The following is a 15743-nucleotide window of genomic DNA, read 5'->3' as shown; positions in this document are numbered from 1 at the left end:
GAGCCTGCTCGCGAAGACGTCAGTTCAAACAACACATCTCTCAGGACAACTTGAACCCACCCATCTGCCGCGCCAGATCATCCGCCAACCGCTGCAACATCTGACAATCCTCGCGACACGCCCGAACCTCACCCGCCGTCGCCCGGGCCAGATCGGAAATCCCCTGCACGTTTCGGTTGATCTCCTCGGTCACGGCCGACTGCTCTTCCGTCGCCGTTGCCACCTGATGGTTCATGTCACTGATGCGCTCGACCTGCCCGGTAATCGCGGTCAACGACGCGCCGGTACGCTGGCTCGACTCAACCCCGGTGCCGGTTGCCGCCTGACCGCTGCGCATCGACGATACGGCGTTTTCCGCACCTTGCTTGAGGCTGCCGATCATCTGCTGAATCTCATCGGTAGACGCCTGAGTCCGTCGCGCCAAAGTACGCACTTCGTCCGCCACCACTGCAAAACCACGGCCCATGTCGCCGGCACGCGCCGCTTCGATGGCGGCGTTCAGCGCCAATAAGTTGGTCTGTTCAGAAACCCCACGAATCACCGCCAACACCGAATCGATGGACGCCACTTGATTGGCCAGTTCACCCACAGCACCGGCCGCCACGCCGATTTCGTCGGACATGCTTTCTATATGCCGGATCGAACCACCCACCACTTCCCGCGCCTGCATCGCTTCATCCCGAGCGGTTTGCGAGGCGAGCGCTGCGTTGCCGGCGTTCTGGGCGATTTCCTGCACGGTCAGGCCCATTTCGTGGACGGCGGTGGCAACCATGTCGGTCATTTCCTGTTGGCGGCCGGAACGCTCGGCGGTGTTTTCCACCACTTTCGCCACTTGGCTAACGGCCGTGCGCAGACGCTCGCTGGTGGTCAGCACTTCGCCGATCATCCCGCGCTGGCTGTCGAGGAAGCGATTGAAGCCACGGGCCAGATCGCCCAGCTCATCGGCACGGCTGGAATCTAACCGGTGGGTCAAATCTCCCCCACCGCTACCGATTGCTACCAGTGCCGCTGTTACCTGACGAATCGGCCGCACCAGCCCTTGGGCCAGCCAGACCACCAGCGCCAGACATACCAGCGCCACCGCCAGACCAATGCCGCCGCTCATCCACATCGCCTTGCGCGCTTCGGCATAGATCTGCGCCTGTGGCACTTCGGCCACCAGCGTCCAGCCGAGGTCGCGCAACGGCAGGCTGAAGGCGAGGAAGTCTTCGCCGTCGCGCTGGAAGCTGCTGCTCACCGCATTTTTTTGACCGAGGACTGATTGCGCCGCCGAAGCACCGATCTGCTCGCTCAGGGTGCGTTTGCCACTGAACTGCGCCTCAGGATGCACCTGAATCAAACCGTCGGAACGCACGAGATAGACCTTGCCGCGCTCGCCAAAGCTGAAGTTGTGGATCAGCTCCGACAGCTCTTTCATGCTCAGCCCCAGCCCTGCGACACCGACCACTTTGCCGGCCTGCTCGACCTTCAGATCGATGAACAGCGCCAATTCGCCGGTGGCGCCATCGTTGTCGATATTGAGGGTGCGCGGCTGATTGCTGTCGAGAAAGGAATAAAACCAGGCATCGGCCGGATTGGCCCGACTCAGGGTGCGATCCAGGCCTTTTTCGGTGATGTAGTGATTCGATTCGGTGCCGATGATCAAAGCCGTAAATGCTTTGTGTTCGGCGCGGATGCCTTCCAGATACTGCGCGAAGGCCGCCGTTTTGCTGCTGTCTTCACCCGCTGCCAACCAGTCGCGCACCATGGAGTTGCTGGCGATATCTTTCGCGGCGGTCAGGGGTTGGACGAGGATGCGTTCGATGTCGTTGCGCGTCGCTTCGATGCTCGACGGCAGCGCTTGTTCGACCAGATAGCTCTGGGCGAGGCGGTTGACCACCAGGGTATAAATGCCAACCACGATCAGGATGCTGACCAGCAGGGCGGTGCCCATGCTGAGAATCAGCTGCCATTGAATACTGCGTCGCCACAACTGCATGGAGCACCCCCAAAGAATAAGAGGCGGAAGCAATGCAACAGCCGTGCCGATTGTATACAACCCAATCGACAATCTATTCTTTGGTTGTGCGCAACCCCATCAACCCTGATTGATGGTCTTGGCGATGGTGTCGACCGTGGCGCTGACTTGCTCTTGGTAACGGTCGAGTTCTTCCTGATGCTGCTTCTTCATTTCAATCTGCTGCGAGCACAGATTCATCGCCGCCAGCACCAGCAGGCGGTCGCCGATCAGCGTCGGGTATTTGCGTTTGGTGTCATCCAGCGCGGCCTTGAGCATCATTGCCGCGTCCAGCAGGGTCTGTTCTTCCCCGGCCGGTGCCTTGATCGAATAGTCCTCCCCGAGAATGGAGACGACTTTTACCCCTGCTGTGTGGTGGTTCATGCGCTGACAGGACCTGCGTTGACGCGATCAACCAGGGCTTGAATGCGTGCGGCGGTGGCGCCGTGCTTTTCTTCCTGTTCCATCAGGTTCAGTTGCAGGCTTTCGTTCTCATCCTTGGCCTGGGCCAGTTCCGTAGACAAGGTCTGGTTGGTTTGCGCAAGGCTCTGGTTCTGTTGCACCAGGTCGCTGACGAGCTGTTCCAATTGGCTGAGGGATGCTTCCAACATTTTGATCTTCCAAGCGTTTTTCAAAGGGCGCGTACGATAAAGAAAAGTCACCACGGATGCCAGGGTTAAACCGGTGCAAAGCCTTGATTTTCCTGGCGGGAGACCGTTCTCGCGAGTTTAAAAGACTGTGATCTGCCGATCTGGTTCCTGCACTTCGTCGCTCAAACCCGGATGCGACAAATACGCACATGGACTAAAGAGTTCATTCGCCTGACCGATAAGTCACTCAACAGCAGTCTCAGCCCGCATGGATGCGGCCCTCCTCGGTATCCGCACATGTCCCTTCGTAATATGAATATCGCCCCCCGGGCGTTCACCGGTTTTGCCCTGATCGGCGGCCTGATGCTGATTCTCGGCGTGTTCGCCTTGAATCAAATGAGCAAAATCCGTGAGGCAGGCGAGGATATCGCAACCGCCAGCGTGCCCTCCATCAAGACCCTCGACGAGTTTACCCAACTGACTCTGCGCCTGCGGGTACTTTCCTATCGGTTGCTGATAAACCGTGAACCGGACGTGCAGCAGAAAACCTTTGAGCTGTTCGAGCTGCGTAACAAGCAGATTGCCGACGCCCAGCGCGCTTACGAACCGTTGATCGACGGCCCGCAGGAACGTGCGGCTTACGATCAGTACGTGCAGTTACTGGCTCAGTACCGTCAACTCGAAGACCGAATGAAAACCCTGTCGCGCAACAACCAGATCGATGAACTGCGGCAGATGCTCAACAGTGATCTGCTGAGCAATTCGGAAGCGGTGAATACGGCATTGGCGCGCTTGCTGGAGATCAACACCCAGCAAATCGCCGAAACGGATAAGGGTGCGGCTGATCAGTATTCAATGTCATTCAATCTGGTGATCACGCTGCTGATCATTGCCAGCGGTCTGACCCTGCTGTTCGCCTGGCTGCTGACCGCCAGCATCACCAAGCCGATTGCCAAGGCACTGGACGCAGCGGAAACCATCGCCGAAGGCAACCTGACCCAGCCAATCCATGTTGACGGTTCCGACGAAGCCGGGCGTCTGCTGGCGGCCATGGCCAAGATGCAATCGAAACTGCGCGACACCTTGCAGCGGATTTCCGGTTCGGCCACGCAGTTGGCCTCGGCCGCTGAAGAGCTGAACAGTGTCACCGACGAAAGCGCTCGCGGCCTGACTCAGCAGAACAACGAAATCGAACAGGCTGCTACCGCCGTCAACGAGATGACCAGTGCGGTAGAAGAAGTCGCGCGCAATGCGGTCAGCACCTCGGAAGCGTCGAAGAACGCCACCACCTCTGCCGGTGACGGCCGTGATCTGGTGCAGGAAACCGTCAGCGCCATCGAACGCATGAGCGCCGACGTGCAGAGTACGGCGAGCCTGATCGGTGATCTGGCCAATGAATCCCGCGACATCGGCAAGGTGCTGGACGTGATCCGTGGCTTGGCTGACCAGACCAACCTGCTGGCCCTGAACGCAGCGATTGAAGCGGCGCGCGCCGGTGAGGCCGGTCGTGGTTTTGCGGTGGTAGCTGATGAAGTTCGTGCCCTGGCGCATCGCACCCAGCAGTCGACCAGCGAAATCGAACGCATGATCGGCAGCATTCAGAGTGGCACCGAACACGCTGTGGATTCGATGCGTAACAGCACCGAGCGCGCCGAGTCGACGCTGAACATTGCCCGTGGTGCCGGGATGTCGCTGGACACCATCAACACCGCCATCGTCGAGATCAACGAGCGCAACCTGGTGATCGCCAGCGCCGCCGAAGAACAGGCGCAAGTGGCGCGGGAAGTGGATCGCAACCTGGTGAACATCCGTGATCTGTCGGTGCAATCGGCGACCGGCGCGAATCAGACCAGTGCGGCGAGCAATGAGCTGTCGCGCCTGGCGCTGGATCTGAACAATATGGTTGGGCGGTTCAGCCTCTAAGATCAAAAGCAGGATCAAAAGCTCCCCCCTCACCCCAGCCCTCTCCCCCAAGGGGGCGAGGGGAAAGGGAGCAGTTCTTCATACTTTTCAAAGTCTGAGTTCGACTAGGACTTTCAGGTCGGCGTACCACGCACAAACACCTCGATCAGTCCCCTCTCCCCCCGGGAGAGGGCTAGGGTGAGGGCAGCAATAGCCCGCCGAACACAAAACCTGATGCCACACTGAAAAAGCTTTTTGACAGCATCACATTTCAACAGGTTAGAATCGCTGGCACGCAGACTGCATGGTCAGTTTGTGCCCGTCTTTACGCTTGTGGAGTACTGCCTTTGAATGCGACGACCATCAACAGCCTGTTCTTGATCGGCGCGTTGCTGGTAGGCGCAAGCATTCTTGTCAGCTCTCTTTCTTCCCGTCTCGGCATTCCGATTCTGGTCATCATTCTCGCGGTCGGCATGGCGGCCGGGGTCGATGGCGGCGGCATCATTTTCGATAACTACCCCACGGCCTATCTGGTCGGCAACCTCGCACTGGCAGTGATCCTCCTCGACGGCGGCTTGCGCACGCGGGTTTCAAGTTTTCGCGTGGCGTTATGGCCGGCGCTGTCGCTGGCCACGGTCGGGGTGTTGATCACCACCGGGCTGACCGGCATGGCGGCTGCGTGGCTGTTCGATTTGAACATGATTCAGGGCCTCCTGATCGGCGCCATCGTCGGCTCGACCGACGCCGCAGCGGTGTTTTCGCTGCTCGGCGGCAAAGGTCTGAACGAACGGGTGACCGCCACCCTGGAAATCGAATCCGGCAGCAACGATCCGATGGCGGTGTTTCTCACCGTGACCCTGATCGATATGCTCGCCAGCGGCCAGACCGGGTTGCACTGGAGCCTGCTGACGCACCTGATCCGCGAGTTCGGCATCGGTGGCGTGATCGGTCTGGGCGGTGGCTGGCTGATGCTGCAACTGGTCAACCGGATCAACCTCGCCGCTGGTCTGTATCCGATTCTGATGATCGCCGGCGGTCTGGTGGTGTTCGCCCTGACCAACGCCTTGCATGGCAGTGGTTTCCTCGCGGTTTACCTGTGCGGCCTGGTGATCGGTAACCGTCCGGTGCGCAGTCGCCACGGCATTCTGCATATGCTCGACGGCATGGCGTGGCTGGCGCAGATCGGCATGTTCCTCGTGCTGGGCTTGCTGGTTACCCCGCATGATTTGCTGCCCATCGCCCTGCCCGCCCTCGGTCTGGCGCTGTGGATGATTCTGTTCGCGCGGCCGCTGTCGGTGGTGGTGGGCCTGCTGCCGTTCAAGGCGTTCCATGGCCGCGAAAAAGCCTTTATTTCCTGGGTCGGCTTGCGCGGCGCGGTACCGATCATTCTCGCGGTGTTCCCGCTGATGGCCGGGCTGCCGAATGCGCAGCTGTACTTCAACCTCGCGTTCTTTATCGTGCTGGTGTCGCTGTTGGTGCAGGGCACGAGCCTGCCGTGGGTGGCCAAACTACTGAAGGTGACGGTACCGCCCGAGCCCGCACCGATTTCCCGATCCGCACTGGAAGTGCACGTCACCAGCGAGTGGGAGCTGTTCGTTTATAAGCTCGGTGCCGAGAAATGGTGCATCGGTTCGCCCCTGCGTGAGCTGAAAATGCCCGAGGGAACACGTATTGCCGCGCTGTTTCGTGGCCAGCAACTGCTCCATCCGTCGGGTAGTACGGTGCTGGAAGTCGATGATTTGCTGTGTGTTATCGGCCACGAACACAACTTGCCAGCCCTCGGAAAACTGTTCAGCCAGGCGCCACAACGCGGCCTCGATCTGCGCTTCTTCGGTGATTTCGTGCTCGAAGGAGACGCCCAGCTTAAAGCCGTTGCAGCGCTTTATGGCTTGCCGGCCGAAGGCATCGACCCAGACATGACCCTCGGCACCTTCATTGCCCATAAAGTCGGCGGTGCTCCTATCGTCGGTGACCAGGTGGAGTGGAACAACACCCACTGGACCGTCGCGGTCATGGACGGGAACAAGATTGGCAAAGTGGGCGTCAGATTCCCCGAAGGAAGTCGCCCGGGCCCCGGGCTCTTCCTCTAAACTGCGTCCACTATCACTTGCTTGACCGGTCTCTATGCCTAACCTGCGCTCCTTTTTCGCCGCGGCCCTGCTGGGCCTGAGTCTTACTGTCGGCCCGCTTTATGCCGCCGAACCACCGTCCAGCGAAGCCGTGCAGGCCAGTCTGGACAAGCTCGCCGACAGCAAACTGCCGGAGGCCGATAAAAAGTCCCTGCAGTCCGTCCTGCAGAGCACGCTCAATCAGCTGAACAATCAGCGTGATTACGCACAGAAGCTGATCGACCTCAAGCAGCAGTTGGCCACGGCGCCGAAGCAGACGATCGAGAATGCCCGCGAACTGACGCGCCTCAAGGCCACTGCGGTGGTGCCGGTCGCACAGCGTTTTCCCAAGGAGTCGATCCCGCAGCTGGAGCAGATCCTCACCGACCGCTCGACTCAGCAAAGTGATCTGCAAAAGGCCTTGGCCGACGCCAACAGCCTGATCATCACAGCCCAGACCCGCCCCGAACGCGCCCAGGCAGAAATTTCCGCCAGCCAGACGCGCATCCAGCAGATAAACAACATCCTCAAGTCCGGCAAAGACGCCGGCAAGACTGTCAGCAACGAGCAACGCGACCAGTTGAACGCCGAGCTGGCGGCACTGAATGCGCTGATCCCGCTGCGCCGTCAGGAACTGGCCGGTAACAGCCAGTTGCAAGACCTGGGCAACGCTCAACATGACTTGCTCTCGGAGAAATCCGACCGCCTCGACCGCGAGATTCAGGAACTGCAAACCCTGATCAACCAGAAGCGTCTGGCGCAATCTCAGGAAACCGTCACCCAACAGTCAATCGAGGCGCAAAAGGCCGGCAGCAGCAGCCTGCTTGCCACAGAAAGCGCAGCCAACCTCAAGCTCTCGGACTACCTGCTCAAAAGCACCGACCGCCTCAACGAAGTCACCCAGCAAAACCTGCAAACCAAACAGCAACTCGACGCCCTGACCCAGAGCGATTCGGCCCTCGACGAGCAGATCAACGTGCTCAAGGGCAGCCTGTTGCTGTCGAAGATTCTCTACAAACAGAAGCAGGCCTTGCCACGGCTCAAGGTAGACCGTGATCTGGCCGATCAAATCGCCGACATTCGCCTGTATCAGTTTGATGTCAGCCAGCAGCGTGAACTGCTGAGCAATCCGGCGGCCTATGTCGACAATCTGCTGGCCACCCAGTCGCCAGAGCTCGTCACCCCGCAGTTGCGCAAAAGCCTGCTGGATCTGGCCAACACTCGCGTCGACCTGCTGGAGCGTCTGAACCGCGAACTGAGTGCGATGCTCAATGAATCGATCACTCTGCAACTCAACCAGAAGCAACTGCTGAGCACGGCCCAGAGCCTGCGCGCGACCCTCGATGAGCAAATGTTCTGGATTCCCAGCAACAAGCCGCTGGACCTGGAGTGGATGCGTGGCGTGCCGGAGCGGCTGAAACGTCAGGTCGACACGCTGCCATGGGCATCCAGCCTGAGCGAACTGACCGACGGTCTGACCCAGCGCCCCTTGCTGTTCCTGCCGCTGGCGTTGCTGATCGGCGCACTGCTGTGGCGCCGTAAAAGTCTCTACGGTCGGCTGAACAAGGTTCACCAGGACATCGGCCATTTCAAACGCGACAGTCAGTGGCACACCCCGCAGGCGATTCTGATCAACATTCTGTTGGCGATGCCGGTAGCGCTCGGTCTGGGCCTTTGTGGTCTGGCCTTGCAGATCGACGCACGCGGCCAGAACGCCAACATGGGCGCGGCGCTGCTGCAAATGGGCCAGGCGTGGCTGGTGTTCTACACCGCCTACCGGATTCTCGCGCCGGGTGGCGTGGCTGAGTTGCATTTCCGCTGGGAAAAACCCCAGGTCGAATTCCTTCAAGGCTGGGTACGCCGACTCGGGCTGGTGGTCATGGCGCTGGTCGCCGTGGTGGCCGTCGCCGAGTTGCAACCGGCGGCGCTCGCCGACGATGTGCTTGGCATGCCGGTGGTGCTGACCTGCTACGCGTTGATGGCGTGGTTGCTCAGTCGCTTGCTGATCAGCAGCCCGGCCCACGAAAACGCCTCGCTGTTCCGCAAGGCTGTCGGGGTGATGTTCACCCTGCTGCCAATCGCCCTGTTCGTCGCGGTGTGCTTCGGCTACTACTACACCGCGCTGAAACTCAGCGACCGCTTGATCAATACCCTCTATTTGCTGATGTTCTGGTTGGTGATCGAAGCCACTTTCGTCCGTGGTCTGAGTGTCGCGGCGCGACGTCTCGCCTATCAGCGCGCCTTGGCCAAACGCCAAGCGGCGAAAGAGGCCGGCGACGGCGAAGCGGTGATCGAAGAGCCGACCCTGGATATCGAAAAGGTCAACGAGCAGTCTCTACGCCTGATTCGTCTGGCCCTGCTCGGCGGCTTTATCGCGGCGCTGTACTGGGTCTGGTCGGACCTGATTTCGGTGTTCTCGTACCTCGACAACATCACCCTCTACGAATACACCAGCGGCACCGGCGCCAACATGAGCATGGTGCCGATCAGTATCGGCGACATGCTGGGTGCGCTGATCATCATCGGCATCACCTTCGCTCTGGCGCGCAACTTGCCGGGCCTGCTTGAAGTGTTCGTGCTGTCAAAACTCAATCTGGCCCAAGGCAGTGCCTACGCGACGACGACGCTGCTGTCGTATGTGATCGCCGGCGTCGGTTTTGTCTCGACCCTGTCGACCCTCGGCGTGAGTTGGGACAAGTTGCAATGGCTGGTGGCGGCGCTGTCGGTCGGCCTCGGTTTCGGCATGCAGGAGATTTTTGCGAACTTCATCTCCGGCATCATGATCCTGTTCGAACGTCCGGTGCGGATCGGTGACACCATCACCATCGGCAACCTGTCGGGCACGGTGAGCAAGATCCGTATTCGTGCCACGACCATCACCGACTTCGACCGCAAGGACATCATTGTCCCGAACAAGACGTTCATCACCGGGCAACTGATCAACTGGTCGCTGACCGACACCATCACTCGAGTGACGCTGAAACTGGGTGTCGACTACGGTTCGGATCTGGATCTGGTCAAGGAACTGCTGCTCAAGGCTGCCCGGGAAAACCCGCGCGTGCTCAAGGAACCCGAGCCGCACGTGTACTTCCTCAACTTCGGCGAAAGCACCCTCGACCACGAACTGCGCATGCACGTGCGTGACCTGGGTGACCGCAACCCGGTACTCGATGAGGTCAACCGCTTCATCAACCGCGAGTTCAAGAAACAGCAAATCAACATCTCGTTCCGGCAGATGGAGGTTTATCTGAAGAACCTGCACGGTCAGGAATACAAGATGGTGCCAATCGAGCCGGAAACCAAAACCATCGTCGCGGTGCCCGACGAGCAGAAACCACTGCAAGAGCCGCCGCCGGCCAAACTCGACTAACCGGTCTAATCCCAGCAGAATGCTCGGACACTCTGCTGGAGCCGGCCCTTGAAAGCCCTCGACGAACTGACCTTCGACAATCGCTTCGCCCGCCTGGGCGACGCGTTCTCCGCCCACGTGCTGCCCGAGCCGATCGACAACCCGCGTCTGGTGGTGTCGAGCCCTGCGGCCATGGCCTTACTCGACCTCGACCCGACGACAGCTGAAACCCTGGAATTTGCTGAATTGTTCGGCGGCCACAAACTGTGGGCCGATGCCGAGCCACGGGCGATGGTCTATTCCGGGCATCAGTTCGGCGGCTACACCCCGCAACTGGGCGATGGTCGCGGTTTGCTGTTGGGCGAGGTCTACAACGAAGCCGGCGAACACTGGGATCTGCACCTCAAGGGCGCCGGGCAAACACCCTTTTCGCGTATGGGCGATGGCCGCGCGGTGCTGCGTTCGTCGATACGTGAATTCCTGGCTTCCGAAGCCCTGAATGCGCTGAACATTCCGTCCTCACGCGCAGCCTGTGTGATCGGCTCCGACACCCCGGTCTGGCGCGAAAAGCAGGAACGCGCGGCGATGGTTCTGCGTCTGGCGCCGAGCCATATCCGCTTCGGCCACTTCGAATATTTCTACTACACCAAGCGTCCCGAGCAGCAGAAGCAGCTCGGCGAACACGTGCTGGCGATGCACTTCCCGGAATGCCTGGAACAGCCTGAGCCGTATCTGGCGATGTTCCGCGAGATCGTCGAACGCAACGCCGAACTAATCGCCAAATGGCAGGCCTACGGCTTCTGCCACGGCGTGATGAACACCGACAACATGTCGATCCTGGGCATCACCTTCGACTTCGGCCCGTTCGCCTTCCTTGACGACTTCGACGCCAACTTCATCTGCAACCACTCCGATGATCAGGGCCGCTACTCGTTCAGCAATCAGGTACCCATCGGCCAATGGAACCTCAGCGCACTTGCCCAAGCGTTGACGCCGTTCATCAGCGTCGAAGCGTTGCGCGAAACGCTGGGTCTGTATTTGCCGCTGTTTCAGGCGCATTACCTCGACCTGATGCGCCGCCGCTTCGGTTTCACCACGGCTGAAGATGACGATCAATTGCTGCTGGAAAACCTGCTGCAACTGATGCAGAACAGCGGCGTTGATTACACGCTGTTCTTCCGCCGGCTCGGTGATCAATCCGCAGAACTGGCCGGTGCTCAATTGCGTGACGACTTCGTCGATATCAAAGGCTTCGATGCCTGGGGCGAACGTTACGTCGCCCGTGTTACGCGCGATGGCGCGCTCGATCAGGAACAGCGCCGCGCGCGGATGCACGCGGTGAATCCGCTGTACATCCTGCGTAATTATCTGGCGCAGAAAGCGATCGATGCCGCCGAACAAGGGGATTACTCAGAGGTGCGCCGGCTGCATGCGGTGCTGAGCAAGCCGTTCGAGGAGCAGCCGGGGATGGAGAGCTACGCCGAGCGTCCGCCGGAGTGGGGCAAGCATCTGGAAATCAGTTGTTCGTCTTGAGTAGGCTTAGATAAATACATCTACGGGCAGCTTGAAATACTCGGACAACCAGCGGACCTGTCTCAAGTTCAGTTGCCTCTTGCCGCTCAGGATTTCCGACACGACCGACTGAGTACCGACACCGGGCAAATCGCTCTGGGTCAAACCATGTTCACGCATCAGATATCCCAAGACCTCAAAACCGGGCGGTTTTGGCGCTGGGTGATGCGTGCGATCCCATTCTTCGATCCAGTCGCCGATTATGTCCACCAAACTCATCAACGGATTGGACTCGTCATCACCAGTCATCTCGAGCAACTCGTCAAGCGCCTGTACCAGCATGTCGTAATCGTCTTCGCTTTTCGGCTTGCGCAGTAATGGCGACACGAATTCCCAGTGCTCGGCGGCTTTTTTGATCAGAACACTCATGCCCTTCCCTCCTTCCATTTGCCGCGGTCGTACTCGCGGTGATCCAACACGTGCTTGATGTAAAGTTTTTGAGGTCGATATCTGACGTAGGCAATCAGCCTCAGCTTATTCCCACCAATATCGAAAACATGAAATTCACCCACCTTATCGATGGCGGGAAACAGCGCCTTCATGGCGGCAAAGTCCGTAGGTTTGCCCCCTTTGGCCACTTCAAGCCAATGATCCAGCGCATTGGCCGCATTAGGCCATTTTTCCTTTGCTTCTCGTATTCGTTTGTCAGTGATGACATGCATGCAACATCCTTATCGCATTCTGCTATGGGGAGTTAATCACAAACCAGAAATATCGCAAGTTGCGATACTGGAAGGCAGACCAACGGACTCGCCTGCTTCGTCCTCAGCCTAGGCATAACGCGAAGAGGTGCACGATTGAAAATATGAGCAAACGTCTCCAACTAGCTGTTATCAGCTCTCCCTTGGATCTCGCTTATGACCAACCCACTGCTAATCCCCTGCCCATCCTGCAACGGACTCAACCGCATCCCCGCCGAGCGCCTCGCCGACCAGCCGAAGTGCGGGCGCTGCAAATCTGCGGTTCTGTCAAGCAAACCGTTCGAACTCAAGCAAAGTGATTACGCCAGCCAGATCAAGGGCGATCTGCCGCTATTGGTGGACGTGTGGGCGGACTGGTGCGGGCCGTGCAAGTCGTTTGCACCGGTGTTTGAGCAGGCGGCGGCACAATTGGCGGGCAAGTGCCGGTTGGCCAAGCTCGATAGCGAAGCCAATCAGCAGTTGTCGGCGCAGTTGGGGATTCGCTCGATTCCGAGTTTGATTCTGTTCAAGAACGGCCGGGAAGTGGCACGGCAGAGTGGCGCGTTTCCGTTGCCGCAGTTGATGAGCTGGCTGCGTAGCCAGGGGATCTGATACCCCGCGCATCCCCTGTGGGAGCTAGCCTGCTAGCTCCCACATTGGTTTTCAGGCATCTTCGAGCAGATTGTGCAGTTCGACAAACTGCTGGGTCAGTTTGTGTCGCGGATCGAGGTGGATCAGCGGCGTATTGGCCTGATGCGACTCGCGCATCCGCACTGAACTGGTCAGATACACCGGCAACACCGGCAGACCTTCGGCGATCAACTCATCGAGAATCTGCTGCGGCAGGCTTGCCCGGGCCTGGAACTGGTTCACCACGATGCCTTCGACTTCCAGCCCTTCGTTGTGGTCTTCCTTCAATTCTTCGATTTCCGCCAGCAGGCCATACAAGGCTTGGCGCGAGAAACTGTCGCAATCGAAGGGAATCAGTACACGATCAGCCGCAATCAACGCCGATACCGCGTAGAAATTCAGCGCTGGAGGCGTATCGAGGTAGATCCGGTCGTAATCTTCCGATAGCTCATCTAGCAACTTACGCAGCTTGTTGATCTTGTGCTTGGCCTCAAGCTTGGGCTGCAGGTCGGCCAGCTCGGCCGTGGCGGTGATGATGTGCAGGTTGTCGAACGGGGTTTCGTAAATATCGGCCTGGTTCTTTTTCGAAAAAGGTCCGGAAGACAGGGTCTGCTTGAAGAAGTCGGCAATGCCCATCGGGATGTCGTCGCCGGTAAGCCCGGTCAGATACTGAGTGGAGTTGGCCTGGGCATCGAGATCCACTAACAGCGTGCGATACCCCTCGCTCGCGCTGACCGCCGCCAGATTGCAGGCAATGCTGGATTTGCCCACGCCACCTTTCTGATTGAACACCACGCGCCGCATGACCAAACCTCCGTGTATCAAAGAATGACCGAGTGTAGATGCGCGCGGCCTCGCTTCGCTACCTTCACAGCAGTGGACTACAAGGTCAGGTGCAAATATCCGCATGCAGACCGACTAAAAACCGCCATCAATTGCCGAGATGCCCGACAGACAAGCCTCTGCCAATCTGGATAATGGCCAATTGACAGTTTTTCAGCGAACCATTCGGTACATTTCGTTGCGCAAAATGTAACCAGCATTTGCTACACACTCGTCGCACCGGGATAATGCGCGCCACCCGGTGCCTAGCGCCACGTCAAGCCTGCTGCGGCTTTGGCGACTCAACGCGTCAACAAATGCCCGCAGGGGCGGGATGAATGTCCGTGATCAACTTCAACATCGCCCAATGGCGCGCATGGGCCCCGGGGCTCGACAGCGTGGACGCCTGGCAGGCCTGGAGCCGACAACCGGTCGTGCTCCAGAGCAGCGATGCCGCGCCCGATGTGTCGTTTTTGCCGGCCATGCAGCGCCGCCGTCTCAGTCGGTTGGCGCGAATGGCCTTCAGTGTTGGCTGGCCGTTGGCCGACGGACGGGACAACCTGCCATTGGTGTTTGTCTCGCGACACGGCGAAACTCCGCGTACTTACGAGATTCTCAGTGATCTGGCCAAGGACGAACCGCTGTCGCCGACCCAGTTCAGCCTGTCGGTGCACAACGCGATCATCGGTCTGTGGTCGATCATGCGTGGCGAAACCAGCGAAATGACCGCCCTCGCCGCCGCGGGTGACGGTCTCGAACACGGCATGCTCGAAGCCGCGGCCCTGCTCAATGAGGGCGCGCCGGCCGTGCTGTTGGTGATCACCGAAGAACAACCGCCGGAAGCCTATTCGCGGTGGATCGACGACGTGCCGTTTCCTTACGCGGTAGGCCTTTTGCTCACCCCGGGTACCGACTGGCGGCTGACCCTGAACAGCACCTCAGAAGCACTGTCCAAGGCGCACTGGCCACACGCGTTGAATCTGCTGCGTACCCTGCTCGGCCAGCAAACCCTTTGCCAACATGCCTGGAAAAATCGTGTATGGACCTGGCAACGCAAACCGTGACCGAAAAGCACCGCGACGCCTATTACTGGCGCCTGCTGGCCACCGCCGCAAGCTTCGCTCTATTCGGGCTGGGCGGGCTGTGCCTGCGGATACTGGTGTTTCCGCTGCTCGGTTGCCTGCCGGGCGATGCCCTGAAACACCGCCAACGCGCGCGGCAGACCGTCAGTCGACTGTTCTGGTTTTTTGTCCGGTTCATGGCCCGCACCGGCGTGCTCACTTACGACATTCAAGGCGCTGAACGTCTCGGCCGTCCCGGGCAGATGATCATCGCCAATCACCCGTCGCTGATCGATGTGGTGTTCCTGATCGGCCTGGTACGTCAGGCCAATTGCGTGGTGAAGAAAAGCCTGTGGGAAAACCCTTTCACCCGTGGCCCGCTGCGCAGCACCGAATACATCAGCAATGACGGCAGCATGGACATGCTCGATGCCGCCGCCGAGTCCCTGCAAAACGGTCAGACCCTGATCATTTTCCCCGAAGGCACCCGCACTCAACCGGGGCAGGCACCGTCCTTTCATCGGGGCGCGGCGGCGATTGCCCTGCGCGGTGCGAAAATTCTTACCCCGGTGATCATCAAGGTCAGCCCGACCACGCTGACCAAAGCCGAGCCCTGGTATCGGATCCCCAGCCGCCGCGTGCATTTCAGTTTTCGCGTCGGGGCCGATATAGATCCACAGACATTCGCAGCGCTTGGCCCGGCACCGCAGGCTTCGCGCAAGCTCAACGATTATTTGCACTCTTACTTCATCAAGGAGCTCGCCGAAGATGAGCGATCTGCACCGTGACATCAAACTGCTGATCATCGACGCCTTAGGTCTCGAAGACATCAGCGTCGACGACATCGGCGACGACCAGACGCTGTTTGGCGAAGGCCTGGGCCTGGATTCGGTCGACGCGCTTGAACTGGGTCTGGCGATCCAGAAAAAGTACGGCATCAAGATCGACGCCGACGCCAAAGACACCCGTAACCACTTCACCAACGTGGCGAGCCTTGCGGCCTTCGTCACGGCAAAACAGGCAGCTTGAGACC

Annotated in this window: 14 protein-coding genes and 2 pseudogenes; 9 read left to right on the top strand and 7 right to left on the bottom strand. The window is 59.3% G+C overall.

Translation table 11 applies throughout. The features are described from left to right. Positions 1–40: 40 nt before the first annotated feature. From ACIOVB_RS15805 to ACIOVB_RS15790, 4 genes and pseudogenes are all read right to left on the bottom strand, one after another. Positions 41–772, bottom strand: coding sequence for a methyl-accepting chemotaxis protein (locus ACIOVB_RS15805; protein WP_401269166.1), 732 nt, complete (start codon positions 770–772; stop codon positions 41–43). Positions 773–907: 135 nt separating this feature from the next. Continuing rightward, positions 908–1933, bottom strand: a pseudogene (locus tag ACIOVB_RS15800) (cache domain-containing protein); the annotation flags it as partial. A gap of 144 nt (positions 1934–2077) precedes the next feature. Continuing rightward, a complete protein-coding gene (locus ACIOVB_RS15795) occupies positions 2078–2380 on the bottom strand; it encodes a cell division protein ZapA (RefSeq protein WP_016987569.1) in 303 nt (100 codons plus the stop codon). Next, complete coding sequence (locus ACIOVB_RS15790; protein WP_016987570.1) at positions 2377–2607, bottom strand: hypothetical protein; 231 nt, start codon at positions 2605–2607, stop codon at positions 2377–2379. The genes ACIOVB_RS15795 and ACIOVB_RS15790 overlap by 4 nt, the downstream gene beginning before the upstream one ends. 171 nt (positions 2608–2778) lie before the next feature. On the opposite strand from ACIOVB_RS15790, the pseudogene ACIOVB_RS15785 reads away from it, so the two are divergent. The 5 genes and pseudogenes from ACIOVB_RS15785 to selO all read left to right on the top strand — a co-directional run. Then, a pseudogene (locus tag ACIOVB_RS15785) lies at positions 2779–3606 on the top strand (MCP four helix bundle domain-containing protein); the annotation flags it as partial. Between the two features lie 30 nt (positions 3607–3636). Next, positions 3637–4509: a methyl-accepting chemotaxis protein gene (locus tag ACIOVB_RS15780; RefSeq protein WP_371042268.1), complete on the top strand. Its 873-nt coding sequence runs from the start codon at positions 3637–3639 to the stop codon at positions 4507–4509. Positions 4510–4835: 326 nt separating this feature from the next. Then, the gene (locus ACIOVB_RS15775) at positions 4836–6578 is read left to right on the top strand and encodes a potassium/proton antiporter (RefSeq protein ID WP_187679638.1); all 1743 of its coding nucleotides are present in this window, start codon (positions 4836–4838) and stop codon (positions 6576–6578) included. Positions 6579–6612: 34 nt separating this feature from the next. After that, positions 6613–9966 carry a mechanosensitive channel MscK gene (mscK, locus tag ACIOVB_RS15770; protein WP_187679637.1) on the top strand — a complete coding sequence of 1118 codons (3354 nt, stop codon included), beginning with the start codon at positions 6613–6615 and terminating at the stop codon, positions 9964–9966. Between the two features lie 48 nt (positions 9967–10014). Beyond that, complete coding sequence (gene selO, locus ACIOVB_RS15765) at positions 10015–11478, top strand: protein adenylyltransferase SelO (protein ID WP_401269145.1); 1464 nt, start codon at positions 10015–10017, stop codon at positions 11476–11478. Positions 11479–11484: 6 nt separating this feature from the next. On the opposite strand, the gene ACIOVB_RS15760 is transcribed toward selO, so the two are convergent. Together ACIOVB_RS15760 and ACIOVB_RS15755 are read right to left on the bottom strand one after the other, a co-directional pair. Further along, positions 11485–11886, bottom strand: a complete 402-nt coding sequence (locus ACIOVB_RS15760; RefSeq protein ID WP_187679635.1) for a type II toxin-antitoxin system HigA family antitoxin — start codon at positions 11884–11886, stop codon at positions 11485–11487. Beyond that, complete coding sequence (locus ACIOVB_RS15755) at positions 11883–12179, bottom strand: type II toxin-antitoxin system HigB family toxin (protein ID WP_401269143.1); 297 nt, start codon at positions 12177–12179, stop codon at positions 11883–11885. Before ACIOVB_RS15755 ends, ACIOVB_RS15760 begins: the two co-directional genes overlap by 4 nt. Before the next feature lie 195 nt (positions 12180–12374). Between ACIOVB_RS15755 and trxC the strand changes: the two genes are divergently transcribed. After that, positions 12375–12809 (top strand): thioredoxin TrxC, encoded by a 435-nt coding sequence (gene trxC, locus ACIOVB_RS15750; protein ID WP_401269141.1) that lies wholly within the window; start codon positions 12375–12377, stop codon positions 12807–12809. Between the two features lie 51 nt (positions 12810–12860). Here the strand turns inward: trxC and ACIOVB_RS15745 are convergent, their stop codons facing one another. Then, a complete protein-coding gene (locus tag ACIOVB_RS15745; RefSeq protein WP_102355587.1) occupies positions 12861–13631 on the bottom strand; it encodes a ParA family protein in 771 nt (256 codons plus the stop codon). A gap of 356 nt (positions 13632–13987) precedes the next feature. On the opposite strand from ACIOVB_RS15745, the gene ACIOVB_RS15740 reads away from it, so the two are divergent. Genes ACIOVB_RS15740 through ACIOVB_RS15730 form a run of 3 tightly spaced genes read left to right on the top strand, consistent with a single transcriptional unit; the run spans position 13988 to position 15739 of the window. Continuing rightward, positions 13988–14713, top strand: a complete 726-nt coding sequence (locus ACIOVB_RS15740; RefSeq protein WP_401269139.1) for a beta-ketoacyl synthase chain length factor — start codon at positions 13988–13990, stop codon at positions 14711–14713. Next, positions 14689–15498 carry a 1-acyl-sn-glycerol-3-phosphate acyltransferase gene (locus ACIOVB_RS15735; RefSeq protein WP_187679631.1) on the top strand — a complete coding sequence of 270 codons (810 nt, stop codon included), beginning with the start codon at positions 14689–14691 and terminating at the stop codon, positions 15496–15498. The genes ACIOVB_RS15740 and ACIOVB_RS15735 overlap by 25 nt, the downstream gene beginning before the upstream one ends. Then, the gene (locus tag ACIOVB_RS15730) at positions 15479–15739 is read left to right on the top strand and encodes a phosphopantetheine-binding protein (RefSeq protein WP_201235862.1); all 261 of its coding nucleotides are present in this window, start codon (positions 15479–15481) and stop codon (positions 15737–15739) included. Before ACIOVB_RS15735 ends, ACIOVB_RS15730 begins: the two co-directional genes overlap by 20 nt. Positions 15740–15743 lie beyond the last annotated feature (4 nt).

It is taken from the genome of Pseudomonas sp. NPDC087639 (assembly GCF_044743385.1).
Lineage (GTDB): Bacteria > Pseudomonadota > Gammaproteobacteria > Pseudomonadales > Pseudomonadaceae > Aquipseudomonas.
This window is presented reverse-complemented; position numbering and strand designations above follow the sequence as displayed.